The sequence below is a fragment of the Cupriavidus basilensis genome, assembly GCF_008801925.2.
GTDB classification, from domain to species: domain Bacteria; phylum Pseudomonadota; class Gammaproteobacteria; order Burkholderiales; family Burkholderiaceae; genus Cupriavidus; species Cupriavidus basilensis.
The window spans coordinates 2,187,346-2,210,239 of record NZ_CP062804.1 but is presented as its reverse complement, the minus strand read 5'-3'; the positions used below and the strand labels follow the sequence as shown (position 1 = coordinate 2,210,239).

The 22,894-nt window shown below is 66.8% G+C and carries 24 protein-coding genes; 5 read left to right on the top strand and 19 right to left on the bottom strand.

The window, feature by feature from the left end; genetic code table 11:
* The first annotated feature begins 7 nt into the window (after positions 1-7).
* Together F7R26_RS30770 and F7R26_RS30765 are read left to right on the top strand one after the other, a co-directional pair.
* Positions 8-709: a TetR/AcrR family transcriptional regulator gene (locus F7R26_RS30770; RefSeq protein ID WP_150992768.1), complete on the top strand. Its 702-nt coding sequence runs from the start codon at positions 8-10 to the stop codon at positions 707-709.
* A 125-nt stretch (positions 710-834) separates the two neighbouring features.
* Entirely contained in the window at positions 835-1,356 is a 522-nt protein-coding gene (locus F7R26_RS30765) for a hypothetical protein (protein ID WP_150992766.1), read from the top strand.
* 96 nt (positions 1,357-1,452) lie between these two features.
* Here F7R26_RS30765 and F7R26_RS30760 read toward each other — a convergent pair whose 3' ends face one another.
* The 6 genes from F7R26_RS30760 to F7R26_RS30735 all read right to left on the bottom strand — a co-directional run bounded on the left by F7R26_RS30760 (position 1,453) and on the right by F7R26_RS30735 (position 7,421).
* A complete protein-coding gene (locus F7R26_RS30760; protein ID WP_150992764.1) occupies positions 1,453-2,505 on the bottom strand; it encodes a phytoene/squalene synthase family protein in 1,053 nt (350 codons plus the stop codon).
* 210 nt (positions 2,506-2,715) lie between these two features.
* On the bottom strand, positions 2,716-4,425 hold the full coding sequence (locus tag F7R26_RS30755) for a serine hydrolase domain-containing protein (protein ID WP_150992762.1): 1,710 nt from the start codon (positions 4,423-4,425) through the stop codon (positions 2,716-2,718).
* A 187-nt stretch (positions 4,426-4,612) separates the two neighbouring features.
* Complete coding sequence (locus tag F7R26_RS30750; RefSeq protein ID WP_150992760.1) at positions 4,613-5,977, bottom strand: TAXI family TRAP transporter solute-binding subunit; 1,365 nt, start codon at positions 5,975-5,977, stop codon at positions 4,613-4,615.
* A 107-nt stretch (positions 5,978-6,084) separates the two neighbouring features.
* Positions 6,085-6,309: a hypothetical protein gene (locus F7R26_RS30745; RefSeq protein ID WP_150992758.1), complete on the bottom strand. Its 225-nt coding sequence runs from the start codon at positions 6,307-6,309 to the stop codon at positions 6,085-6,087.
* Positions 6,310-6,371: 62 nt separating this feature from the next.
* Positions 6,372-6,890 carry a hypothetical protein gene (locus F7R26_RS30740; RefSeq protein WP_150992756.1) on the bottom strand — a complete coding sequence of 173 codons (519 nt, stop codon included), beginning with the start codon at positions 6,888-6,890 and terminating at the stop codon, positions 6,372-6,374.
* Between the two features lie 255 nt (positions 6,891-7,145).
* A complete protein-coding gene (locus tag F7R26_RS30735) occupies positions 7,146-7,421 on the bottom strand; it encodes a hypothetical protein (protein WP_150992754.1) in 276 nt (91 codons plus the stop codon).
* A 334-nt stretch (positions 7,422-7,755) separates the two neighbouring features.
* On the opposite strand from F7R26_RS30735, the gene F7R26_RS30730 reads away from it, so the two are divergent.
* Positions 7,756-8,475: a Crp/Fnr family transcriptional regulator gene (locus F7R26_RS30730; protein WP_150992752.1), complete on the top strand. Its 720-nt coding sequence runs from the start codon at positions 7,756-7,758 to the stop codon at positions 8,473-8,475.
* A gap of 7 nt (positions 8,476-8,482) precedes the next feature.
* On the opposite strand, the gene F7R26_RS30725 is transcribed toward F7R26_RS30730, so the two are convergent.
* From F7R26_RS30725 to F7R26_RS30690, 8 genes are all read right to left on the bottom strand, one after another.
* Entirely contained in the window at positions 8,483-9,370 is an 888-nt protein-coding gene (locus F7R26_RS30725) for an NAD(P)-dependent oxidoreductase (protein ID WP_150992750.1), read from the bottom strand.
* 308 nt (positions 9,371-9,678) lie between these two features.
* Positions 9,679-10,146, bottom strand: coding sequence for a ferritin-like domain-containing protein (locus tag F7R26_RS30720; protein ID WP_150992748.1), 468 nt, complete (start codon positions 10,144-10,146; stop codon positions 9,679-9,681).
* Positions 10,147-10,180: 34 nt separating this feature from the next.
* Positions 10,181-11,257, bottom strand: a complete 1,077-nt coding sequence (locus F7R26_RS30715; protein WP_241754593.1) for an acetylserotonin O-methyltransferase — start codon at positions 11,255-11,257, stop codon at positions 10,181-10,183.
* 177 nt (positions 11,258-11,434) lie between these two features.
* On the bottom strand, positions 11,435-12,907 hold the full coding sequence (locus tag F7R26_RS30710) for an MFS transporter (RefSeq protein WP_150992746.1): 1,473 nt from the start codon (positions 12,905-12,907) through the stop codon (positions 11,435-11,437).
* Positions 12,908-12,930: 23 nt separating this feature from the next.
* Entirely contained in the window at positions 12,931-13,164 is a 234-nt protein-coding gene (locus F7R26_RS30705; RefSeq protein ID WP_150992743.1) for an alpha/beta fold hydrolase, read from the bottom strand.
* A gap of 685 nt (positions 13,165-13,849) precedes the next feature.
* Complete coding sequence (locus F7R26_RS30700) at positions 13,850-14,815, bottom strand: threo-3-hydroxy-L-aspartate ammonia-lyase (RefSeq protein ID WP_150992742.1); 966 nt, start codon at positions 14,813-14,815, stop codon at positions 13,850-13,852.
* Between the two features lie 509 nt (positions 14,816-15,324).
* Complete coding sequence (locus tag F7R26_RS30695; RefSeq protein WP_150992740.1) at positions 15,325-15,984, bottom strand: hypothetical protein; 660 nt, start codon at positions 15,982-15,984, stop codon at positions 15,325-15,327.
* A gap of 224 nt (positions 15,985-16,208) precedes the next feature.
* Entirely contained in the window at positions 16,209-16,373 is a 165-nt protein-coding gene (locus tag F7R26_RS30690) for a hypothetical protein (RefSeq protein ID WP_170302016.1), read from the bottom strand.
* A gap of 241 nt (positions 16,374-16,614) precedes the next feature.
* Between F7R26_RS30690 and F7R26_RS30685 the strand changes: the two genes are divergently transcribed.
* Positions 16,615-18,036: an MFS transporter gene (locus F7R26_RS30685; RefSeq protein ID WP_150992738.1), complete on the top strand. Its 1,422-nt coding sequence runs from the start codon at positions 16,615-16,617 to the stop codon at positions 18,034-18,036.
* Positions 18,037-18,074: 38 nt separating this feature from the next.
* Here F7R26_RS30685 and F7R26_RS30680 read toward each other — a convergent pair whose 3' ends face one another.
* The 5 genes from F7R26_RS30680 to F7R26_RS30660 all read right to left on the bottom strand — a co-directional run bounded on the left by F7R26_RS30680 (position 18,075) and on the right by F7R26_RS30660 (position 21,683).
* A complete protein-coding gene (locus tag F7R26_RS30680) occupies positions 18,075-18,539 on the bottom strand; it encodes a PaaI family thioesterase (protein ID WP_241754592.1) in 465 nt (154 codons plus the stop codon).
* Between the two features lie 115 nt (positions 18,540-18,654).
* Entirely contained in the window at positions 18,655-19,017 is a 363-nt protein-coding gene (locus F7R26_RS30675; RefSeq protein ID WP_150992736.1) for a DUF3325 domain-containing protein, read from the bottom strand.
* Positions 19,014-20,660, bottom strand: coding sequence for a PepSY-associated TM helix domain-containing protein (locus tag F7R26_RS30670; RefSeq protein WP_150992734.1), 1,647 nt, complete (start codon positions 20,658-20,660; stop codon positions 19,014-19,016). The genes F7R26_RS30675 and F7R26_RS30670 overlap by 4 nt, the downstream gene beginning before the upstream one ends.
* Positions 20,657-20,947, bottom strand: coding sequence for a DUF3649 domain-containing protein (locus F7R26_RS30665; protein ID WP_150992732.1), 291 nt, complete (start codon positions 20,945-20,947; stop codon positions 20,657-20,659). Before F7R26_RS30665 ends, F7R26_RS30670 begins: the two co-directional genes overlap by 4 nt.
* Positions 20,948-20,960: 13 nt before the next feature.
* A complete protein-coding gene (locus F7R26_RS30660; RefSeq protein WP_150992730.1) occupies positions 20,961-21,683 on the bottom strand; it encodes a DUF4198 domain-containing protein in 723 nt (240 codons plus the stop codon).
* Positions 21,684-22,070: 387 nt separating this feature from the next.
* Here F7R26_RS30660 and F7R26_RS30655 point away from each other — a divergent pair, with 387 nt between their 5' ends.
* Entirely contained in the window at positions 22,071-22,838 is a 768-nt protein-coding gene (locus F7R26_RS30655; RefSeq protein WP_193692184.1) for an H-NS family nucleoid-associated regulatory protein, read from the top strand.
* Positions 22,839-22,894 lie beyond the last annotated feature (56 nt).

The window sequence follows — 22,894 nt, the reverse complement described above, 5'->3', positions numbered from 1 at the left end:
CACGTCGATGGACGACATCATGGTGCGGCGCCGCGTCCCCGCGAGCGCCAAGGCGGAGCAACGCATCCGCGACATCCTGCGCGTGGCCCGCGAAGTCTTTGCCGAGATGGGCTACGAGCGCGCCACCACCACCGAGATCGCTCAGCGCCTGGGCATCTCCGAAGCCACGGTGTTCACCTATTTCCACGGCAAGCGCGAGCTTTGCGTGCGGGTGATCGAAGACTGGTACGACGAGATCATCGCGGCGGTGGAAGAAGGCATGCCGCGCGGCCAGAGCACCAAGGCGCAGCTCGAGTTCTTCGTGCGCACGCACCTTCGGCTGTTCCTGATCCAGGGCACCGGGCTATGCGCGCTGGTGCTTTCCGAAGGCCGCGCCAGGGGGCCGGGGCTGGGCGAGGTGTTCGTGCCGCTGCAGCGGCGCTACACCGCGCCGCTGATGGATATGCTGGCGCGCGCGCGGGAGAGTGGGGAGATCCGGGCCGACCTGCCGCTGAGCTTGCTGCGCTCGGCGATCTTCGGGCCGATGGAACACATTCTCTGGGACGCAATCGCCAGGCAGCGGCCGGTGGATATCGAGCGGACCGCCAAGGATATCGTGGCGCTGCTCTGGCCGGCACTATTGCCGCCGGACCTGGAGGTAGCGGCGCTGCGGGAGTTTTATGGGGAAGTGGGGGCGGCGTTGCGGCGAGTGGACGGGCGCACGGAATAGGGCGCGCGGAATAAGGCACGCGAAGCAGAGCGCTCCGTCGTGCCGCGGCGTGTGCGCGTACTTGGACTATGCTGGAAGGGTTCCTGGCCCGAGAACACCACCCGGGCCAACGATGGAGAATGGTCATGCAATATCGCTTAGCCAGATGGATGGGGGCTGCCGCCGCCGCACTCGCGCTGTGTGCCTGCGCCTTCCTGCAGCCGGTGGAGACCGCGCAAAAAATGATCGGCAGCCCGCAGAGCGCCGTGCGCGACACCTTTGGCAAGCCCACGGAGACCTACCAGCTTGCCGGCGGCACCAGCCGCTGGATCTACTCAAAGCAGCCGCTCGGGTTCGAAGTCTACGCGGCGGATTTCGATGCCAGCGGAAACCTCACCAGTTTCCGCCAGATGCTGACCGAGAAGGAGATCTATGAGGCGCGCCCGGGTACCTGGACCAAGCAGGACGTGGCCGAACGCTTCGGCCTGCCGCGCGAGCCGGTCGAGTACTACCCGCTGATGAAGCGTGAGGCGTGGTCGTACCGGCTCTACGTCGGCGCTTACCAGCCGGCCCACTTCAGCGCCTACTTTGACAATCGCGGGGTGCTGGACCGCACCATGATCATTGTCGATCCGCTTGGTGGCGACGACCACTCCAGCAGCAAGTGATTGCTGCCTTGGAAACCCGCTATGCGGCGGGTGCAAAGGCGAGGCGCGCAACGGCCTAGGGGTTCGCTCCGGAGATGCGCAAGGCATCCTTTGCCATTAACGTTCCAGCCGCGCCTCGATCCCCCCGATCAACCGCTCAACCCAGATCCGCAGCAAGCCATTGGACGGCGCCATCAACGCCGAATACCCCACAATCCGATACACCTCGCTGCGTCGTATCTTGGACACCTTCGCCGGATCCAGCCAATCGTCATTGCCCGCAAGCAGCAGCAGCGTCTCCAGCCCGATAAGCACTGGCCACAAACACGCCAGGCGCAATCGCACAGAGAACGCCGGAATCGCAAACGTGTAATCCACCGCCTCACGGAAATGATCCAGCGTCGTGCGGATCAGCGCGAACAGAAGTGGTTTCGCGCGCGCCGCATTGCCTGGCAACAGCAAGTCTTGTGGCGTCAGTCCATACTGGTCCAGCATGGTCTCGGGCAGGTAGCAACGCCCGATCCGCAGGTCCTTGGCGCAGTCCCGCAGCACATTGGTCATCTGCAGCGCCTTGCCAAAGCGCACGCCTCGCAGCAGCATCGCCTCGGAGTCTGCCTTGAGCGTCCCGGGCATATGGGCGTAGGTCATCTTGGTCCAGAACTCTCCCACGCATCCCGCGACCAGGTAGGTGTACCGGTCCAGCTCTTCCCATTCGCGCAGCACGCCGATCTGCCCGGAGTGTTCGTCGGGGAACGTGCGCAGGTCAAATTCCATGCCGGAAGCCAGGGTCGACACGATCTCGCGAACCGCCGTCCGATCGGCCGCGCTTAGCTGGGACAGCACTGTCAGCGCCGGGCCGAGCGATTCGAGCAGAACCTTCTCGTCCGATAGCGCTTGCTGCCCGGCGACCTCTGCCGCCAGCCGCCGCATGAGCGTGCCATCGTCCGTGGCGCCGTTGACCTGATCACGCAGCGATAGCAGCAGTTCCAGCCGTTGCTGCGGTGAAATCAGCGAGGTGTCCGCAATGGTGTCCGCGGCGCGCGCCAGCAGATAAGCCAGGCCGATCGGATCGCGCATCCCGGCGGGCAGCACCCGCAGGGTGAGATAGAAGGAGCGTGAAACGCCTTTGAGCAGCGGGCCAAGAAGGAAGGCCCGGGTAGGGTTAGGCATGGATGGGGTCGGGTCGTGATGGACGGTCGTGATTGACAAGTCGGCGCTGCCGGATTGTATCCGCATCCGGCGCGATGACCGCGTGCCCGGGCGCTGCCTTGCCAGACTGAACCAACCAGCGCTGGCCGAGGCGCTTGCAAAGATCGTGACAAGCTGGTGGGGTTGCAGAGGCCGCAACGCAAGTGATGGCCGCGATGCGGCCGTGCAGCATCAAGGAAGGCGGCGCAGCCGAATCACGCCATTCTCATACAGGACCACGCCGGCGACATGCCCGGCCGCATCGCGCTCGAACTGGAGCTGGCTGCGGCCGTTTTCGTAGGCGAACCGATCCGGTTTGCCGGCGACGGGGAACACGGGGCGGCGAAACCAGTTTCCGGCGCGCACGCCAAGTTGCCCGTTCTCCGCGCGAACATCAAGGTCCAGGTCCGTGCGAATGATGCGGCGGGCGCGGTAGTGGCCGGCGTAGTCCAGTTGCGTGTCGAGCGACACTACGGCAACCGGCGGCGCGGCTTCCTTCGTGCGTAGCCCCGCGACGCCGCTAAAGCTGCTAAAGCCGCCAAAGCCGCTATCACCCAGGTAGTAGTCGACCCGCACGATCTCGCCGGCCTCGCGGCTGAACACGTACCGCGCGCCGGCATCGGCGTCGACAAAGGTGTCTGGCCCGCCGGGCGAGAGCGCGCGAAACCCTGTGCCCGTTGAGCGGCGATAGAGCTTGCCGTCCTGCGCCACGAAGGTGAAGCTGGTGTCCTTGTCTGCCTGGTAGACGCCGCCGTACTCGGCCAATGCGGCCGGTGCTGGCGCCATTTGGGTAGCCGGGGCGATCGGGTAGCGGCTGGCCGTAATGCCTGTCAGAACCTTAACCGGGCTGGCGTGCGAATTACTGGCCAGTATCGCCACGGCTTCCTGTGTATCAGGTGCAAATGCCAGCAGTGTCCGGTAGCCCCCGGTAAGCCCGTCGTGGTGATACGTTCGATGCCCGGCCGGCCCACGGATCAGGATGGCATAGCCGATCTCATCTCCACGGAAGTAGCCCAGGGGGGTGAGCGCCCGTTCTGCCGCCGGGCCAAGCGGACCGGCCCGGCCAGCCATGAGGGCGCGCGCCAGCAGGAGCAGGTCGGGGGCCGTCGAGCGCAGTGCGCCGGCGCCAGACAGCGCATCGAAATCCCATGGTCCCTGGAGCGCCTCGTGCTGATAGCCGGTGGCCAGCCGGCTGGCCTGCCGGCCTAGGTATTGCATCGTGTCGCGCATGCCCAGCGGCCCGGTGATGTTCTCGCGCACCAGCACATCCCATGGCTTTGCGTAGTGGTCCGAGAGCAGTTGGCCGACGAGGCCCATGCCCAGGTTGCTGTACGCCGCGCCGCACGGTGGCGCATGCTCAAGCGTCATGCCGGAAAGACCGGCGTAGATTTTCCAGCGGTCGTGCCGGGAGAAGGGGTTTGGCGTGCCGTAGCCGGGAAAGTCCTGTGGCTCGCGGGGCAGGCAGGCGCTGTGCGTCACCAGCTGGCGCAGGGTGATGGCGGCGGTTTCGGGCTTCAAGGTGGCCTTTGCCTCGAGCAGCTTGCCCAGCGTGTCGTCCAGGGACAGGTCGCCGCGCTCCACGGCCTGCGCGAGCAGCAGGCCGGTGAATACCTTGCTGATGGAGCCGATCTCGAAGAGCGGCTGTGCGTGCGCGCTGTCGTCCTCCACAACCTCGCCGACGCTACCTACTGGATTGCGTTGCAGCGCGAAGCGGCCTTGCTGGTTCCGCCAGATGCCCACCGCCACGGTGCCGGGTTCATCGTCGAGCACGGCCTTGGCGATTTCGGCGGGGGGCGACGCGAACGTAAGCGGTGCGGCCGCAACCGGCGGGAGATAGGAAAGGCCGGCTAGCGCCGCCAGCGCGGTAGCCAGGTCACCGGACCGCTTTGTTTTTCCCGGCATGAGAATCCTTGAGTGGTCTCAGGCGTCGATTCTATTTTGTTTTCCGCGCGTCAGTGCCGTGGTTTGGTGTGGTAGAGCGCACAGGTCGCACGGCCTGGGCAGGCTCAAGCAGGCGCCATCCCGCGCTCATGGGCTGCCGCCATGCGTGAACCTGGGTGCGCCGGGGAAGTCGCGCCGCTGCGCCGGCTCAGAGCGCGCCCGTCAGCCTGCGCCGCACAAAGACGATATGCTCGCGCAGCACATAGAACTGGTCGGCGTAGGCGAGCGGCATCTTCATCTTGTTGACCGCGTCTTCGATGTGGTCAAGGCGCTGGGCCAGAGCGGCTTTTTCTTCCTCGGAGGGGTTTACCAGCGCCACGCGCTCGATTTCGATCAGGATGCCGTACCAGCGATAGATGCGGGACTTGACTCGCCACCTGTAGAGCGAAGGCACCAGCCGGAACGCCGGGATCAGGATCACGATCACCGGCACAAGCACCAGTGCGCGGGAGAGCAGGCTCGCCAGCCAGAAGGGCAGGTGGCGGTAAAGGAAGCCCTTGCCCGAGGCGTAATAGCGCGTGGCGTCGTCGCTCAGCGGGAACTCATGCGCGGTGGCCGAGGGAAACTGCCCGGCGCTCTGCAGCAGCCCGGCCTTGCCATGGACCTCGCGCGCGGCCTCGATCAGCAGGTCGGACAGCGCGGGATGCAGCGAGTCGCGCGCCACCAGCTCCACCGTCGGGCCGATCAGGCGGATCGGATGTGCCGGGAGATTCTTGCCCAGGTCGAATACACCGGCGGGCAACACCAGCTCCTGCAGATAGAGAAAGCGCCGCGTGTAAGCACTGGCCTGGGCGAAATCCAGCAGGCGGATGCCCGGCATGCGAAACAGCTTGCGCATGACCGGGCCGGTGGCGGAATCGCCGGTCAGCATGGCCACGTCGATCTTGCCGTCGACCAGCGCCTGGGCGGCGTCGTCGCCATCGAACGCGATAAGCTCGGCGCTGCCGCCCGGCTCGATGCCGTTCGCCTTGAGCAGCGTCAGCGCCAGCGCGCGGGCACCGCTGCCTTCGCGCCCGATGGCGATGCGCGACTTGCGGAAGTCGGACAGCTTGTGCTGTTCCTTGCCGCGGTACAGCACCGTGATGGGCGCGTAGAACACGCTGCCCAGCGAGACCAGCCCCTCGGTGTCCACATCGCCGGAGACGCCGCCCTGGACCAGCGCCAGGTCAACGTCCTGCTTGCGATCGGCCAGCCGCTCCACGTTCTGGCGCGAGCCTTCGGAAGCCAGCACATTCAGTGTGATGCCATTGCGTGCGAGGATCTTTGCGTACTTCTCGGCGGCGTTGTAGAAGGAACTGCCCTTGGGGCCCGCGCTGATGGAGATGGTGCTCGGCGGCGCCGGCTGCACCAGCCATACGGCGAGCCAGATGGCGGCCAGGGCAAGGGCCAGCACGGGGCCGAAGGACACGGCCAGGTCGCGCCAGGAAATGGCGACAAAGCGGGCGCGCAGGCGGCGGATATCAGGCAGCGCGTTGGCGGCAGTGGGCTTGTCTGGTGCGGGGTCCGGCGGCATCGGCGCGATTGGGGAGGGTAGGGCCGTTGGATGATAGCACCGCGGTGTGCCGCATTTTTGCGCGCGTGCTATCCGGCTACGTCATTGCGTCCAACGGCTTCCTGGCGCTAGTCGTGCTCCCGGTTATCGCCGTTGCGCTCCGTGCCATACGCCTGTCCGCGATCGCCGGAGCGGTGGTCGTTGTTCCATTCGTTGCCCGGATGGCCGTCATGCCGGTCTTCACCGCGATAGCCGCCATCGCCACCGGTGCGGCCTTCGCCACCGGGTACCCACAGGCACCCTGTTTGGGCGAGTGCGAGCGCAGCAGCGCAAATCATAAGACGAGTTCGCATGACATGCTCCTATCACTACCACGCCGCAGGCGTGATGCGCTGCGGCGGTCATCCGCAGTGCTTCATGCCCACCGGAAACCTGGCATGACGTCACTGTGTTCCTCAACGCTTACGCCACCCAGTTCATGGATCATGCGCTTGACGGAATCCTTCGCGTCCGCGGCGCAGCTTGCGACCAGCAGCATCTCGCCTTGCGCGAGCTGCGCGCGCTCGCGGGCAACCTTGCCGCGCGGGATGCGTGCGCCAAGCTGGCCCGCGAGCCAGGCGCCGCACAAGCCGCCGAGCGCCCCGCTTGCCACGCAGGCCAGGACGCTGGCAAAGGTGCCCGCCGAGGTGCCGAGATGCAGCGTCGCGGCAACGGCCGATATGGCGCCGATCACCGTGCCCGCTATCGCCCATTCCTGGCGATACGTGGTTTGCCTGGACGCGGCCCGGGGCAACCCTTCCATGGGCTGGTCGTCGCGCTGGATGAACCAGGGCCCATCGATATGGACAGGGGCAACAGGCAGCGCCTGCAACGAAGATTGCATGCTTCTCGCGGCAGCGATGCCGCTAAGCCGGAAATACAGGACGCTGCGCATGATGTCACCTCGGGATCTATCGCATGGCGCGCTACATGGCGAAGGGCCGCAATGCGGCGCCGCGACAGGCTGAGACTGACATGGATCGGCTGCGAAGTCGGTACGATGGCGGACACGGAATCCAACGCGGCGCATGGTGCAAAAAAAGCCCCCGGCCCGAAGGCCGAGGGCATGAAAGGAATGACGTTCAGCGTTGGCTTGCGTTTGCCGCCATCGCCGGTCGGCCGCATGAACCCTGCCCGGTCGCAGCCGCGTCTACTGCCTGGCAGTTCCCTGCGCTTCCGCGACTTGGGATACCCGTTCCCCATTGCCCAGGATCATCAGCGCGCTGTCATCCATTTCCGGCGACGGCTCGACCAACTCAAGCACCGGAATCTCCGGGAATAACACCACCACCAACTCCCTGACGAGCTTGTGCGATTGGAATGGCCCAAAGCGGTAGACAGCTTTCCTGTCGATCTCCGCGAAGTACCATCCACCGACCATGTCGGGATAGACGATCACACTGTGACCATTAGCTTGGGCTTGCATGTGCCCTCCAGAACGTTTCCCCTGCCAAGTGGTTCGAGCGCCACTAGCTACCGCATGCCCCAAGGGGAGGGGGAGGCATGCCTTGGCTATGATGCGGCCCCGCAGCCCTATGGCATCCGGTCGATCGACATCTGGGGGCATCTTAGGCGGGGGCTTATGGCAAGTCGGTACGCTAGCGTGCAAGTTGGGTTCTCTTTCTATGGCGCAGTGTCTGGCGGCTTCGATAAGCGCGTCATGCGGCTGGTTTAGACTGTGGATCAGATGGCGGTCCTGACCCTGATTTGCCATGGCAGATGCCGGCAAGAGGCAGGTCCTGAACCTACGAGGCACACCCATGCAGACACAGGAAGACGCCAGAGCCAATCATCTGTTGGCGGTGTTGCCGGAAGAAGAATGGGCGCGCCTGGCGCCGCAGCTGGTGCTGGTGGATTTGCCGCTGGGGCAGGTGATCTATGAGTCTGGGGACCGGCTCAATCATGTGTATTTTCCGACCACGTCGATCATATCTTTGCTCTACGTGATGGAAAACGGCGCATCGGCCGAGATCGCCATCGTTGGCAACGAGGGCATGGTCGGGATCGCGCTGTTCATGGGGGGCGAGACCACGCCAAGCCGTGCCATCGTCCAGAGCGCCGGCACGGCCTATCGGCTTGACAGCGCCACGGTGAAGGCGGAATTCAATCGCGCCGGCCCCATGCAGCGGTTGCTGCTGCGCTATACGCAAGCGCTGATCACGCAAATGGCGCAGACGGCCGTATGCAACCGGCATCACTCCATCGAGCAGCAGCTGTGCCGCTGGCTGCTGCTCAGCATGGACCGCTTGCCAACCAACAAATTGAAGATGACGCAAGAGCTGATTGCCAACATGCTTGGCGCGCGGCGTTCCGGCGTGACGGAGGCAGCGCTGAAATTGCAGAACGCCGGCCTGATTCGCTATCATCACGGGCAAATCGAAGTGCTCGACCGGCCAGGGCTGGAGCGGCGCGTGTGTGAGTGCTATGCCGTGGTCAAGCGCGAGTGCGATCGCCTGCTGCCCGACCTGCGGGCGATCTGAGCGGGGATCAGGCCGTCTTGCTTGCCTCGTCCGCCAGGATCGAAATCAGCTCCGGCACCGTCGGCTGCGGCCGGGCGGTGTGGCTGGCGCGCTCGTAGGTATCCCGCACCGCCTGCGCCGTGGCCCGCGCGGCGCCCAGCTCCTGCGCCATCGTGGTGTAGTAGCCCATGTCCTTGAGCGCGTTGGCAATCGAGAAGCGGAAGCCGGACTTGTCCTGCGACTCGATGTAAGGGCGCATGCGGTTGAGGATCACGCCGTCTGCGCCGCCCTTGGCCAGCACTTCCACCAGCACGCCCGGGTCCACGTCTGCGCGCTCAGCGCAGGCGGCGGCCTCGGCCAGCACGGCGGAGAAGCCCAGCGAGACAAAGTTGTGCAGCAGCTTGAGCCGGTGGCCCGAGCCGGCTGGCCCGGCGTGCACGATGTTTTCCGCGAAGCAGGACAGCAATGGCCGGCATTGCTCGAACAAGGCGCGGTCGCCGCCGACGATCAGGTTGAGGCGGCCTTCCTCGGCTTCCTTGGGCGTGCGCGTCATGGGCGCGTCAAGGAAGCGTGCGCCGGCCTTGGCCACCGCTGCGGCAATGCGCTCCGTGGACGAGGGAATGGCGGTGGAGCAGTCGATCACCACGGCGCCCTGGCGCAGGCCGGCAAGCACGCCGTCCGGGCGAAACAGCACGTCCTCCACCTCAGGCGTGCCTGTGACGCACAGGATCACGATATCGACCGCGCGCGCAAGCTCGGCCGGGGTGGCGGCCGCGGTGGCGCCAGCCGCCAGCAGCTTGTCCAACGGCTGGTTGCCGGGATGGTCGAGCAGCACCAGCGGGTGGCCGTGCCTGGCGATGTTGGTGGCGATGCCATGGCCCATCATGCCAATGCCGATCATGCCGATTCTCTTCATGTTGTCTCCGTTCTTGTGTTTTCTGCCAGGCGCTGCCGGCTCCGATTTTATTGATTCCAGGTCATCCTCGATCCCGTATTTTGGGCGCTCGGAGCCAACGCCGGGCTTCTTGTCGCCGCCAAACGGCGCCACCGCGGTGGAGATGATGCCTGGATTCAGGCGATGATGGCGTAATCCGGCGCATCGGTCACGCGCCAGGCGCGGGCGTGGCTGATGGTATGGCGGTGCGCGCTCAGGCCGAATGGCGTGTTGTTTGCCATGGCGACGGCATGGGGGATACGCGGTCCGGCGGCCGCGCGGATGGCACGTCAGGCTTTTGGCGGCGGTGCGAAGGCTGCGGCCTGCCCCGGCTTGCGCAGCATCTTGTCGACCTCGCCGGCATGCAGTTCCTCGATCTGGATCATCTGGCGCGCGAATTCCTCCAGTGCCACGGAGCGATCCTCCACCAGCGCCAGCAGCTCGCGATATAGCTTGAGGGCAGCGTTTTCCGCATCCAGCGACTCACGCAGCATGGCGGCGGTATCGAAGGTGTGGCTGTCGAGCAGCTTGCCGATGGCCAGCGACGGATACGCGCCCAGCGTGGTAATCCATTCCCCCGCCTGCTGGGCATGCAGCAGTGATTCGTTGGCCTGCTCGCGCAGCCAGGAAACGATCGGGATGCGGCCGAAGCCAAACACAAGCAGCGAGTAATGGGTATAGCGCACCACCCCCGCAAGCTCGGCTTCGAGGATCCGGTTCAGCACGCTGACCACTTCTTCTGTTTCGATCTCAGCCATGGCATGTTCCCTCCGACGGGTTGGCGTTGCTACGTCATTGGCGGGTCGCAATCATCATGGAGTCGGGCCCGGTGAGCGGTTCCACCCGCGCTTGCGCAAAGCCCACTTGCCTGGCCCAGGCGCAGCACTGCGCCCCGGTGTAATCGAAGCCGCCCGGGGTTTCGATCAGCATGTTCAGGCTCATCAGCAAGCCAAACACGTTCTGTTTGCGCGCATCGTCGATCATTGCGTCATAGACGATCAGGCGGCCGCCGGATGGCAGCGCGGCGTGGCATTTCTCCAGCAGGTATAGCTTCTGCTCGAGATCCCAGTCGTGCAGGATATGCCCCATGACCAGCACGTCTGCCTGCGGGCAGGGGTCGTTGAAGAAATCGCCGGGATAAAAGCGCAGCCGATCCTGCAGGCCATGCGCGGCGACATACTCCTCGAAGACCGGGCCAACGGCGGGCAGGTCGAAGCCGCCGCCACGCAGGTGCGGGTGGGCCAGCGCGATCTGCACCGGCAGGGCCCCTTGCGCCGTGCCGATGTCGATAAAGGTCTCGCACTGCGCCCAAGGGAATTTGCGCGCCATCGCCTGGGCGGCGGCCAGGCTGACGCCGGTCATGGCTTGCAGGAAGCCGCGCAGGCCTTGTTCGTCCCGATAGATGGCGGCGAAGAGGTCGCCATGCTCGTCGGCCTGGGTCTGCGGCAGGCCGGAGCGCAGGGAATCGGTCAGCGACGCCCAACTGGGGTACAGGCGCGCATTGGCCATCTCCAGCAGGCCGCCTACGTAGCTGGGCTTGGCCTTGTCCAGGAAGAGGTCCGTGTCGGGCGTGTTGCTGTACCGGCTGGGTGCCTCGGCGTCTTCGCGCTCGAGCAGGTGCAGGGCCACCAGCGCGTCGAGGAAATCCACCGCGCCGCGTGGATGCAGGCCAAGGGCGGCGGCCAGGGGGCCGGCCGGCTGTGGCGCCTTCGCCAGTTGCGTGAACACGCCAAGCTCCACTGCGCTGAGCAGGGTCTTGGAGGCCCAGAAGCCCATCCCGAGCTGCAACACCCGCTCCGGTGTCAGGTCCGGCACCTGCCACGGGCTGGCGGGCATGGGGCCGCGGGCGACGTCTTTTCCGTTCTGCATAAGTCACCTCGTCGCCGCCGCCGGCGCACACCTGGATACCCGGGCGCCGGGGCGTAGGGAAGGATGCTGGTAACTCTAGATGCCGGAAGAGGCGAAATCCAGCCGATTCTGGCGCGGCAGCCCTGGCACTCCCATCCTGCCGGGCGACGCCCCCGAATGCCCTTTCGCCTGCGGGGTCTACTGGGACGCGGCCAGCCGCCGCCCGCGACAAAGATGGGTGACAAGCAGCGCAAGGCCGAGCAGGCAGCCCAGGCACCAGGCAAAGGCGCTGCCGTAGCCATGTGCCGTGCCGGCGCCTTCCAGCCGCGCATAGAACAGGTTCCCGACCAGCGCCACGCCAACCGAATTGCCCACCTGCTGCACCGTGGCCAGCACACCGGCGGCCACGCCGGCATGGTGTTGCGCCGTCCCCGCCAGCACGGTGGAGGCCAGCGGCGCCATCACCATGCCGATGCCCGCGCCCTCGACCACCAGCAGGATCAGCATCACGGTCATCAAGCCTGTGCCTTGCGCCTGCCATGGCAGCAGCGTGTTCGCCAGTTGCAGCCAGTGTCCAGCCGCGAGCAGCATCGCGCCATAGGCGATGGACGAGCGCCCCAGGCGGGCGGCAATGCGCGGCGCGGCCAGTGCGGTGGCGAAGAAGCCCAGCGCCAGCATCGTGAACGCGCCGCCGCCTTGCAGCGGGCTCAGGCCAAGGCCGTCTTGCAGGTAGAGCGCCAGCACGAAGTAGAACGAGGCGTTGCCGGCGTAGAAGGCGACCGTCACGGCCAGCCCGCGCGCAAAGCCTGGTGCGGCGAACAGCGCCGGGCTCATCAGCGGCTGCCCGCCGTGCGCATGCAGCCAGCGCTGATGCCAGGCGAACACGGCAAGCAACACGGGCGCCATGGCTAGCGTAAGCAGGGCGGCGGGCGGCCAGCCTTGCTGCCTGCCTTCCACCAGTGGCCACACCAGCGCACCCAGTGCTGCCGCCAACAGCGCCATGCCAGGCACGTCCGGCTTGCTGCCGCTGATGGGCGGCGATACGCGCAACACGCGTGGCGCCAGCAGCAGCGCAATGATTGCCACGGGCACGTTGATCAGGAAGCAAGTGCGCCAGCCCAGCCCGCCCAGGTCGGCCCGGATCAGCGCGCCGCCTGCCAGTTGGCCGAGCAGCGCCGCCAGGCCCAGTGTGAGACCGTACGCGGCGAAAGCCCGAGCCCGCGCGGGGCCGGTGTAGGTGAGCGAGAGCATGGCCAGCACCTGCGGCTGGAGCAGCGCGCCCGCCAGGCCCTGCGCCACGCGTGCCGCGACCAGTGCGGGCGCGGACGGGGCAAGCCCGCAAGCGGCGGAGGCGAGCGCGAACAGCGACAGGCCCAGCATGAACATGCGGCGCCGCCCGAGCATGTCGCCCAGCCGCCCGCCGGTGATCAGCCCGGTGGCGTTGGCCAGGCCGTAGCCCGCCACCACGAACTGCAGCGCGCCGGCACTGGCGTGTAATTCGCGCTGGATGGCCGGCAGCGCCACATTCACGATAAAGAAATCCATCACCACCATGAAGGTGCCGCTCAGCATCACCAACAGGGCCAGGCGGTCCATGGGGGTCGGGGACGATGCGGCGGCGTGGTGCGGGACGGGCGCGCTCTCGGCGCGGTTCAGGCTCGAGGAGGTCATGGCTGGCGTCCTTGGCAAGGGGTTTAGCCGAGTTCGCGCACGAACGCCAGGATGTCCGCGCCAAGCCGCTGCGCATGCGTGAACGGCAGGCCGTGCGGCGCGCCAGCGTAGACGGCGAGGCGGGCGTCGGGCAGCAGGGCCGCCGTGCGCTCGGCGGTCAGCACATGGCCGGGCCGTGTGGAATGGAGCCGGGCGGGGTTTGAGGCGCCGGGATGGCGCAGGGACGGGGCGGAATGGGTACTGGCGGCGGCAGGCATGAGGCAGCTCCGGTGGCGGTTACCTGGCGAGTCCAGGCAAGCTCAGTGTGGGAGCTGGGGAGCTGCGCGCCAATTACGCGACAGGTAATCAAGGTGCCCATGACGACCGCGGCAGGGGCCAGGAGCCAGGAGGATCACGGCGCCGGCTATGACCGGTGCGCCGGTCGCGCCGGCTCTGGACGCCGGCGAACGGGAACAAGGGAGAAAGGGAGGAAGGGAGGAAGGAAGGGAGAAAGTTACCGCCTGCGATGGCTTCGCGGCGCCCGCGGCGTCCCGCTCCGAATCGATTCTTCGAGCAAATCCGCGAGGGCCCGCGTCCGGCGTTCCGCGATCTGCTGCACCGTTGCCAGAGCGCCAGGCATCCCCGTATCCGTGAGCGCATCGGCGCCCAACTCCTTCACGGCTTCGCCGCGGCGGGCCGGATCGATCTGTGGTTTCGCGTCATTTAGCATGGGATTCGAGGCCTGCGGTTGCTGTTTCAGGCCGGATTGTGCACCCATCTCGGGTGGGGACGATCCCCCCTTGTTGGGGTAATCGTGAAGGACTATTGACGGCGGAAAAGCGCCTGTGCCGACGCCCGGCGATCCGCCATCGGGATGATGCGGATGAGCGCCATAGGCCATTGTGGCGAGGACGTTTCGCGCGGGACCCGATGTTTCGGGTGTACACGCGCGAATCACGCAACTCAGCCTGCAAGAAGCGCCGCGAAACGGTCAATGTCCACATTCCCGCCGCTAACGATGATGCCCACGCGCTTGCCCTTCAGTTCGGCCTTCATGCCGCGTGCGGCGGCGAGGCCCAGGCAGCCGGTTGGCTCCACGACCAGCTTCATGCGTGACGCAAAGAAGCGCATGCCATCGACCAGCTCGTCGTCACTGGCGGTAAGGATATCGTCGACATCACGGCGAATGATCTCGAACGTGTGACGGCCCAGGTGCTGCGCTTGCGCGCCGTCGGCGATGGTCTTCGGCGTATCGATATGCACGATCGCGCCGGAGCGCAACGATTGCTGGCCATCGTTACCGGTGGCGGGCTCTACGCCGTAGATCTTGCACCGCGGCGCCAGTGCGCGCGCGGACAGTGCGGAGCCGGCGAGCAAGCCACCGCCGCCCAGGCAGACGAACAGCGCGTCGAGCTCGCCCGTTTCCTCGAACAATTCCTTGGCGGCGGTTCCCTGGCCGGCAATCACGTCCGGCTGGTCATAGGACCCGATCAGCGTCAGGCCCTGTTCCTCCGCCAGCCTGTGGCAGATTGCCTCGCGGTCGTCGGTGTACCGATCATAGAGCACCACCTTGCCACCGTAGCCCTTGGTCGCCGCCACCTTGGCAGCCGGCGCATCGTGCGGCATGAGGATCGTCGAAGGTATTCCCAGCAACGCCGCCGACAGTGCGATGCCCTGCGCGTGGTTGCCGCCGGAGAAGGCAAGAGCGCCCCGGCGACGCTGCGCGGCATCGAAGCGCGCCAGCGCATTGAATGCACCACGAAACTTGAAGGCGCCAGTGCGCTGCAGGTTCTCGCACTTGAAGAACAAAGCGGCGCCCAGTTCCTTGTCGGCGGTCGTGGAGCGCATCACGGGCGTCCGGTGGGCAAAGCCTTCAATCCGGCGCGCGGCCGCTACCACGTCATCGAAGGTTGGAAGATTCAGCATCATCGTTAAGTCTTGTTAGATTGAAGGCGTTGTCAGGGCCGATGGATTCCGGGCCCCCTGAGCATCGATAGCGCGCCGCAGGGCAGGCGTGCCATCGTCATGGCCTGCGGCGCCATGTCGTCAGATTGCAACTGGTGTGAAAGTCTCAATCAAACCGTGGGCCGCTTTCCCTTTCCTGTTCCTGCTCGAACAGCTCTTGCTGCTTGCAGGGACTCAGAGGTGCGATCAATCTGTACAGTTTATCTATATTTGGATAATTTGTAAATTCGTGGCCAAAGGACGGCAAGGCAAAAAAAATGCCCACCGGGTAAACGGAGGGCATGAAGAAGTGACATTGGGCGAGACGCTTTTCTCGCCCGCCCGCAGTGTCGCACCGTGGGCGCTGGGCATCTGCCCCAATAGCGTGGGGATTGTGCTCCATCACTCACTTGACTTGGATCAACATTCGAAGCTAGGAGATGTGATCTCCGCTCCCTGCGGGGCAGTGGCACCGGATGGCCCCCGCGGCCTGCTTACTGCTCGCGCGGCACAAACCGCCAGCCGCCGGCTTCGAGCGCAAAGGCAAAACCGGTGACGCGCTGGTCGGGCTTGCCGCCGGTGGAGATCAGGGCAGAGCAGCGCACGTTGCCGCTATCGTGGCTCAGACTGCACTCGTTGAGTTGCTTGACCGTCAGCGATGTGGCCATTGCGGTCAGTTCCGCGACGGCCTCCGCATCCGTCTGGGTCTTCAATTGCCCACGGGCGAATTCGCGCATCGAGGCGGTGGCTTGCGCGGCGTCCGGGCCACTGATGGCGGGTTCTTCACGCCGCACCAGCACCCACGGCTCCGGGTTGCCGCCGAAGGCCAGTGCACGGTAGCCGTCGCGGCGGCCGGCCTTGACCCCGACGATGCAGACGATCTCGCCGCCGCTGGCGGGCAGGCAGCCCTTGACCGTATGCGCCTTGATGGAAGCCATGATCCCCGCCACCAACGGCGAGCGCGCACGCTCGGCCGCGGCCGGGTCAGTCTGCTCCAGTTGCTTCAGGCGCTCGGCTTCCGATTGCTGGATGGCGGCGGTGACCTGGTCGGGCGTGGGCGCGGGTGGGGCCTCGGCGGCGATGACACCGGCGCTGGCGGATGCCAGGCAGACTGAAAGGAGTGCAGCTCGGGTAGCGAGGCGGGAAATGCGCATGGATAGGGTGCAATGGCCGGATAAGAAGGGCGGCCAGTTTAGCACCGGGGCAGGTAACCATGAGCAGCAAGGGCCGCTTTGTCGGGGCGCTCGCTTTCCATTTTGCGTTGCGGGGACCACGCCCGGCGTCCGGTGCCAGTCACCGGCATGAAACAGCCCGCCAATCGGCGGGCTGGGCGGCCAGGTCAGGCCTTGCGGGGTCCAAGCGCCAAGCGCCAAGCGCCTTAGCTGGCTTTCTCTTTCTTCTGGTGATGGACGATCCGGTCCCACCAGTAATGGAACGGATGGGCATGTTCCGGATAGAGCACCGACTTGTGGAAAAAGCCTGCGCGAATGACGAAGGCATAGAGCAGGACGACTGCCCCGAGGAAGAGCATATAGACGATCATGGCGGTTCCCTTTTATGGTGGCCATGATTCATTGTAGGCGTCGTGCGCCTGGCGTGCCGGGCGCTGGCGGCTACGTTTTCCTGGCCTACCGCGCGGCGAACGGCATCGCCGGCCAGGTCATGTAGATCCATGGCGCAAACATCGGAAACATTGTGAACGGCTGAGCCGATGCCGCAAGCGCCTCTCAGGCGCGGACTGCGGCGCAGGCTTGCCAATCACCGCACCGGGACGGAGCCCCGCCATGCCACTTATTCAGAGCGATATCCCCGCCCGGCTGGATCGCCTGCCGTGGTCGCGCTGGCACTGGCGGGTGGTGATCGCGCTGGGGGTGGCATGGGTGCTCGACGGGCTCGAGGTGACGCTGGTGGGTTCGCTGGGCGGCGTGCTCGAGCGCCCGGATGGGCTGGGCCTCGATGCGGCGCAGGTAGGGTGGCTAGGGTCGCTGTACATCGCTGGCGCGGTATTGGGCGCGCTGGCGTTCGGCCGCCTTGCGGACCGCCTTGGCCGCAAGGCCTTGTTCCTGGTGACGCTGGCGGTGTACATGGCGGCGACATTGGCCACCGCTTTTTCCACGGGTTTCGTCTTCTTCGCGGTGTGCCGCTTCCTGACGGGCCTTGGCATCGGGGGCGAGTACGCGGCGATCAACTCGGCCATCGATGAACTGATCCCGGCGCGCGTGCGCGGACGCGTCAGCCTGGCCATCAACGGCAGCTTCTGGTTCGGTGCCGCGCTTGGCGCGGGCCTGAGCCTGGTGCTGCTGGATCCGCGCGTGTTGGGCCCGGCCCTGGGCTGGCGCGTGGCGTTCCTGCTCGGCGCGGTGCTGGCGCTAGCCATCTTGCTGGTGCGCCGGGACGTGCCGGAGAGCCCGCGCTGGCTGCTCACGCATGGGCGTGGCGAGCAAGCCGGGCGCATCGTCGCCGCCATCGAGGCGCAGGTGGTGGCCCAGTACGGCGCGTTGCCGCCGGCCACGGGCACAATCTTGCTTTCCAGGCGCGCGGCCCCCACGCTTGGCGAGGTCGTGCATGTGCTGTTCAAGCGCTACCGGCTGCGCAGCGCGGTAGCCCTGGCGCTGATGGTCTCGCAAGCGTTCTTCTATAACGCAATCTTCTTTACCTATGCGCTCGTGCTCACGCGCTTTCACGGCGTGCCCGATAACCGCGTGGGGCTATACATCTTTCCCTTTGCGCTGGGCAATGTGCTGGGGCCGCTGCTGCTGGGGCCACTGTTCGACCACGTCGGGCGGCGCCGCATGATCGGTCTGACCTATGTGCTCTCCGGCGTGGGACTGGCCATGACCGGGTGGGCCTTCGAGCAGGGCTGGCTTGACGCGCGCAGCCAGGCGCTGTGCTGGTCGGCTGTGTTTTTCCTGGCCTCGGCGGCGGCCAGTTCCGCTTACCTGACGGTGAGCGAGGTCTTTCCCATCGAGACGCGCGCCCTCGCCATCTCTGTGTTCTACGCCGTGGGGACGGGCACCGGGGGCTTTATCGGGCCGTTGCTGTTTGGCGCGCTGATCGACAGCGGCAGCCGCGCCGCGGTGGCTGTTGGCTATGGCATAGGCGCGGCGCTGGTGATCGTCGCGGGCTTGTTTGCCCTGCGCTATGCGGTCAATGCGGAAAGGCGCCCGCTGGAAGAGATCGCGCCGCCGCTGTCGTCGCGCGATTAGCTCGCCTTGCATGGCGCCCTGCCATCACGGGCGCAGGTCTAGTCTGCCCGGACCGGATCCTTCCTGCGGAATGCGGCCTGCGCGGTGGCGATCAGCCGGCCTTGGCTGTCGGTGACCTCGGCGTTGGAGAAAAATACCCGGCGGCCACCGCCCACGCGCCGGCCAACCACCAGCAGCGTCTCCACTTGCGCGGACGAGACATAGTTGACGTTCAGCGAGATGGTAGTGGCGGCGCGGCGCACGCCATTCTCGGGAAACAGGCCGGCGTAGCCGCCCGCCGCGTCCAGCAGCGTGGCCAGGATGCCGCCTTGCACGACGCCCGTGTTGTTGAGGTGCGCAGCCTGCGGCATCAGCGACATGCGCACCAGGTCCGGCTGCCACTCCACGATGACGAGATTCAGCGATTCGAGAAACGGGTTCTCCAGTGCGTATGGCTGGCTTGCGGGGGTGTTGTCAGGCATGGCGAGCGAAGGACTGTGCCAGTGAGTTGGAATGGCCGTCATGATAGCCGCTGGCGGGCCCGCGGCAATCCAGTCGGCGTCGTCGTCACGCTCTGCGGCGCGACGGGCGAGATGCGTTTGCCGCGCGCCTGATCCTGTTCGCAGGCACCAGGGATGGCTAGGCGGGCATCGCGCCCATCATCAGCAGCCCGCATCCGCCCAGCAAGCCCGCCCAGCGGGCGGCGCGTACCGCGATGGCCGGCGCGTAGCCGAGCAACAGCACCAGCACGAGCGCGCCGAGCGTCAGCGTGCCGATCCATGAGACGCTGCCCATCGGCCAGCCTTGCTGCTGCACGCAAGCCGCCAGGGCAAGGGCCAGCGCGGCCCAGCCGAGTACCTGCAGGCGCAGGCGCTCGGCGGGCGAAGGCGTGGCGCCGCGGCCGTGGCGATCGGCATAGTGGCGGTCCAGCGTCTGGCTGAGCGCGGTGAAGCCGCTATACGTGAAGGCCAGCGCGGTGAAGAAACCCAGGCTTGCGCTCATGCGGCTCCCTTCGCATCGCTGGATGGCATGCCGATGTCTTTGGCCGGCACCGGGCGCCGCGCGGGCACGCGCGCCTTGGCGCGCCGCCCCAGGATATGCGCTGCCGCACCCAGCGCAATGCCCAGCGCCAGCACCGTCAGGTCGAACCCCGCCACGGCGGCAGGCCCCTGGCCTTGCAGCAGCGTCACGCCCAGGTGGGTCTGCGTGGTGAAGGCGTTGAGCACCGGAATGGCAGCGAGCATCAGCGCACCGGCCCACAGCTGCACGCGCCACATGGTGCGCGTCGGCCGCACCTGCGCCAGCACGGCTGCCGCGCCCCAGGCGATGAAAAAGGCATGGATCTCCGCGTCGGGACGGTGCGGCATGCCCACGGGCAGCAAGCGGTTTGCCCAGAAGTACGTAGCAAACGCGATCGGCAGGCCGGCAATGGCGCCGAGGTTGAGCGCGTCCACCAGCCGCAGCCCAAAGCTCGGGCGCGCGCCGGCCGCCAGTGCCTTGGCCTGGCCCTGGCGTGTCTTCACGCCCCACAGCAGCGCGCCGGTGGCCACCATGGCGCAGCCCGCCAGCCCGCTCACGAAGAACAGCGCGCGCAGCAAGGGCCCGGCGAAATGCGCCTCGTGCAGGCCCACCATCACGCCGCGCGTCTGGTTGGCCGCGCCGGGCGCGTCGCCCGTGACCGCGACCAGCGCGCCGGTGACGCCGTTAAAGCGCATCGACGGCGCATTGGCGGACAACGAGCCATCGGTGCCGCGCGACACCGTGATGGTGGCGTTGGCATCGCCCGCCAGCATGATGGCGACGCGGCTGGGCTGCGCGCCATGCCAATGGCGCATGGCTTGCTCCACCAGCGGGGCGACCGGCGTCAGCGGCGCCGCCTGCCCACTTGGCTTGCCTTGCGGCGCGCGGCCGAAGGCCTCGTTGATGAAAGCCTGCTGGTTGCCCTGGTACGCAGTCTGGATGCCCCACGGCATGTACATGAACATCAGTGTGACCAGCCCGGTGTAGGTGATCATCAGGTGGAAGGGCAGGGCCAGCACCGCGGTGGCATTGTGCGCATCGAGCCAGGAGCGCTGGCCCTTGCGCGGGCGGAAGGTAAAGAAGTCCTGGAAGATGCGCCGGTGCGTGATGATGCCGCTGAGAATGGCCACCAGCATGAACATGGCGCACAAGCCGATGATCCAGCGCGCCCAGATCGCCTGCATGAAGTACAGGTCGAAGTGCAGGCGGTAGAGGAACTCGCCGCCGCGCGTGCTGCGCACGGTCTGCAGGAAGGCGCCGGTGGCCGGATCCAGCGTGCGGCTCTCGAAGCGGCCGCGGCCGCCCCCGATGCCTGAAGCCGGCGCGCCGGGTGGGCGCGTCCATAGTACGCTCACCGCAGGGTTGCGCGCATCCGGCAGGTCGATGAACCAGCGGGGCGAGTCCGCGGCGTTGCGCTGCAAGTACGCTACCGCACGGCTGGCGGCCTCGGCGCTGGACACTGGCGTGGCGGCCGAGCGGTGCAGCTCGGGCTGCATCCACAGGGTGATCTCGTCCTTGAAGTAGCTGGCGGTGCCGGCGCAGAACACCAGCAGCAGCACCCAGCACACCAGCAGCCCGGACCAGCTATGCAGCCAGGCCATCGATTGACGCAGCCCGGCCTTCATGGCGCGCTCCGCAAGACAGCCAGCAAGAGGCCGAGCACCACGGCAGGCACCGCCACGCCGGCCCAGGCGCGCCACGCGCTGCCGGCGGCGAACACCCACAGCACCGCGCACGCGTAGAGCGAGAACGACAGCAGCGTGGCGGTCATCACCGCCTCGGCTGGCGGCATGGGCATCACCACGGCCAGCAGCCCGGTGGCCACGGCCGCGAGCACATAGCCGCCCCCGATGGCGGCCACCACGCGCGAGGCAACGCCAAGGCGATAGCGGCCGGTCTGGCTCAATCCCATGACAAGCGCTCCCTTACTTGTTGGGCGTGGCTGCCGGCACTGCGGGTACCGCGGGCAGGCCATCGCCCTGCGTCAGCGACAGGGTGGTGACGTAGCTGGCGATGTCGTATGGCTTGCCATTGCGCTCGCCGGCGGTCTTGTCGACGTGGTGCACCTCCAGCACGTAGGTGCCTTGCCACGGCTGCGCCAGGCGCACGATGCCTTGCTCGTCGGTGCGCAGTTCGCGGCCCCAGCCGGACTGCACGGCCACGCCTACCTTGGCCTTGGGCAGTGGGCGGCCGGCATAGACCACCTGGTACTCGCCGGCGCGGCCGGTCGGCACAATGTCCAGCGCGAGCTTGGGCGCTACCGCGCTTGTGGAGCCGGCACCCAGCAAGCGAGCCGCCGGCGTCCAGGCGGTACGGATCACCTTGTCGCCGTCCTTGCGCTCCAGCAGCGGATAGCCCGTGTCCTGCGCGACAATGGTCTCGCCCGCGCCTGCGCGCCCTGAGAGTACGAAGCCGTTGGTCGTCTTGTCGGCCTTGAGGGGCTGCTCACCCCTGGCCGTTACCAGCACGGCGGTGGGCTGCACGAACCGGTCCAGCAGTCCCGGCGAAACTTCGCGCAGGTTCTCGTTGAATTCGCCAAAATACAGTTGGGCGGTCGCCGGCGTTTGTTCCAGCCAGACCTGATGGGCTTGAGCGGTGCCGCTCAGTGCGGCGCCGCAAAGCAGGGCGGAGGTGATGAGGCGATTCATGGGCTATGCATCCTTTCAAGACGGGGGGCTGGCAGTGCCGTGTTGCGCACAGGCCGTTGGCCGGGACGGCCAGGAAATCGTGACCGTGAAGTCGCATATGATAATCGTTCTCATTTAACTTGTGTGGGTTTTGCATGATGGCGCAGGGTTGGGGGCAGGACATGGACGCAGGCCGGCCGATGCCCCACGGAGGCGGATTTGCGGTCATTGATGGGGTGCAGGAGAGGGGCCTTTGGCCCGGCTTTTGCGTCCGGATTCAAGGCTCGGCGGGGGCGGGTCCCGCGCTCGGCTATCATGTGCGATCCTCAGGATCTCCAGTGTGCGGCCAGCGCCGCATCCGCGACCGTTTCCCCGCCCTTTCTACCTGCATTTATTGTGTCTTTTGCCATGCCTTCTTCTGATCCCGCCGACGTCAAGAAAGTCGCCGCCATTGTCTGGATCCGCGTCCAGATGGAGCGGCTCGGCATCTCCATGGATGAACTGGAGGCGGCAGGTTGTTTTGACTGGGAGGCGGCGCCCGCCAGGGCGCCGATCGAGGAGCCCATCGAAAAGGAAAATGAAATGGATGTAGATGTCGCCCAGGCACTGTTGCCCGCAGGACCGATCACGGCACCGCCCGCGCTGTTGCCTGCCGGGCCGATCACCGCACCGCCTGTCGTGGCACCTGCGCCATTGCGCAAGGCCGTAGCGCGCAAACGCGTTGCTGCCCCTGTCAGGCAATCAGCGCCGCCTGCTGTGCCGGTCGCAACGCCGGCCGCATTGCCGCAGGCCACGCCTGTCGCAGATGCGGTGGCGGTTGCCGAGGCCGTACCCGCGGAAAAGCCGGCCGCCGTATTGCTTGCCGAGCCGGCGGCAACCCCGGCCGCCGCGCCCGCGCCTGCACGGGTGACCATGTCCGTGCCCACGCAGAAAGCGGGAGCCGTGAAACCGGCGGCACCAGCAGCGGCACCAGCAGCGGCGCCGGCACAGGCAGCCGAGGCCGCCGCCGCGCCGGCCGCGGCCGCACCTGCGCCCGCACTGCCGCAGGCGAGCGCGCCCGCACGCCGCTACCGCAATGCCGAGGGACAGGTCTGGGATGGCGTGGGACCCATGCCCGCATGGCTGCTGCGCGCAGTCAACGCGGGCCAGTCGGTGGAGCATTTCCGGGTGAATTGACGACAGCGGCCGATGGCCGCTGTCCTGGTCGCTGCCGGCGAGGCAGCGACGGCGCC

What these genes read in the sequence shown, in the direction of transcription:
- F7R26_RS30735 (WP_150992754.1), bottom strand. Translation starts at nt 7,421, where the DNA reads ATGCAAGCCCAAGCTAATGGTCACAGTGTGATCGTCTATCCCGACATG.
- F7R26_RS30670 (WP_150992734.1), bottom strand. Translation starts at nt 20,660, where the DNA reads ATGAAGGCCGGGCTGCGTCAATCGATGGCCTGGCTGCATAGCTGGTCC.
- F7R26_RS30720 (WP_150992748.1), bottom strand. Translation starts at nt 10,146, where the DNA reads ATGGCTGAGATCGAAACAGAAGAAGTGGTCAGCGTGCTGAACCGGATC.
- F7R26_RS30685 (WP_150992738.1), top strand. Translation starts at nt 16,615, where the DNA reads ATGCCACTTATTCAGAGCGATATCCCCGCCCGGCTGGATCGCCTGCCG.
- F7R26_RS30705 (WP_150992743.1), bottom strand. Translation starts at nt 13,164, where the DNA reads ATGCCTGCCGCCGCCAGTACCCATTCCGCCCCGTCCCTGCGCCATCCC.
- F7R26_RS30770 (WP_150992768.1), top strand. Translation starts at nt 8, where the DNA reads ATGGACGACATCATGGTGCGGCGCCGCGTCCCCGCGAGCGCCAAGGCG.
- F7R26_RS30660 (WP_150992730.1), bottom strand. Translation starts at nt 21,683, where the DNA reads ATGAATCGCCTCATCACCTCCGCCCTGCTTTGCGGCGCCGCACTGAGC.
- F7R26_RS30695 (WP_150992740.1), bottom strand. Translation starts at nt 15,984, where the DNA reads ATGCGCATTTCCCGCCTCGCTACCCGAGCTGCACTCCTTTCAGTCTGC.
- F7R26_RS30760 (WP_150992764.1), bottom strand. Translation starts at nt 2,505, where the DNA reads ATGCCTAACCCTACCCGGGCCTTCCTTCTTGGCCCGCTGCTCAAAGGC.
- F7R26_RS30665 (WP_150992732.1), bottom strand. Translation starts at nt 20,947, where the DNA reads ATGGGATTGAGCCAGACCGGCCGCTATCGCCTTGGCGTTGCCTCGCGC.
- F7R26_RS30765 (WP_150992766.1), top strand. Translation starts at nt 835, where the DNA reads ATGCAATATCGCTTAGCCAGATGGATGGGGGCTGCCGCCGCCGCACTC.
- F7R26_RS30750 (WP_150992760.1), bottom strand. Translation starts at nt 5,977, where the DNA reads ATGCCGCCGGACCCCGCACCAGACAAGCCCACTGCCGCCAACGCGCTG.
- F7R26_RS30710 (WP_150992746.1), bottom strand. Translation starts at nt 12,907, where the DNA reads ATGACCTCCTCGAGCCTGAACCGCGCCGAGAGCGCGCCCGTCCCGCAC.
- F7R26_RS30730 (WP_150992752.1), top strand. Translation starts at nt 7,756, where the DNA reads ATGCAGACACAGGAAGACGCCAGAGCCAATCATCTGTTGGCGGTGTTG.
- F7R26_RS30690 (WP_170302016.1), bottom strand. Translation starts at nt 16,373, where the DNA reads ATGATCGTCTATATGCTCTTCCTCGGGGCAGTCGTCCTGCTCTATGCC.
- F7R26_RS30740 (WP_150992756.1), bottom strand. Translation starts at nt 6,890, where the DNA reads ATGCGCAGCGTCCTGTATTTCCGGCTTAGCGGCATCGCTGCCGCGAGA.
- F7R26_RS30755 (WP_150992762.1), bottom strand. Translation starts at nt 4,425, where the DNA reads ATGCCGGGAAAAACAAAGCGGTCCGGTGACCTGGCTACCGCGCTGGCG.
- F7R26_RS30680 (WP_241754592.1), bottom strand. Translation starts at nt 18,539, where the DNA reads ATGACGGCCATTCCAACTCACTGGCACAGTCCTTCGCTCGCCATGCCT.
- F7R26_RS30715 (WP_241754593.1), bottom strand. Translation starts at nt 11,257, where the DNA reads ATGCAGAACGGAAAAGACGTCGCCCGCGGCCCCATGCCCGCCAGCCCG.
- F7R26_RS30700 (WP_150992742.1), bottom strand. Translation starts at nt 14,815, where the DNA reads ATGATGCTGAATCTTCCAACCTTCGATGACGTGGTAGCGGCCGCGCGC.
- F7R26_RS30655 (WP_193692184.1), top strand. Translation starts at nt 22,071, where the DNA reads ATGCCTTCTTCTGATCCCGCCGACGTCAAGAAAGTCGCCGCCATTGTC.
- F7R26_RS30725 (WP_150992750.1), bottom strand. Translation starts at nt 9,370, where the DNA reads ATGAAGAGAATCGGCATGATCGGCATTGGCATGATGGGCCATGGCATC.
- F7R26_RS30675 (WP_150992736.1), bottom strand. Translation starts at nt 19,017, where the DNA reads ATGAGCGCAAGCCTGGGTTTCTTCACCGCGCTGGCCTTCACGTATAGC.
- F7R26_RS30745 (WP_150992758.1), bottom strand. Translation starts at nt 6,309, where the DNA reads ATGCGAACTCGTCTTATGATTTGCGCTGCTGCGCTCGCACTCGCCCAA.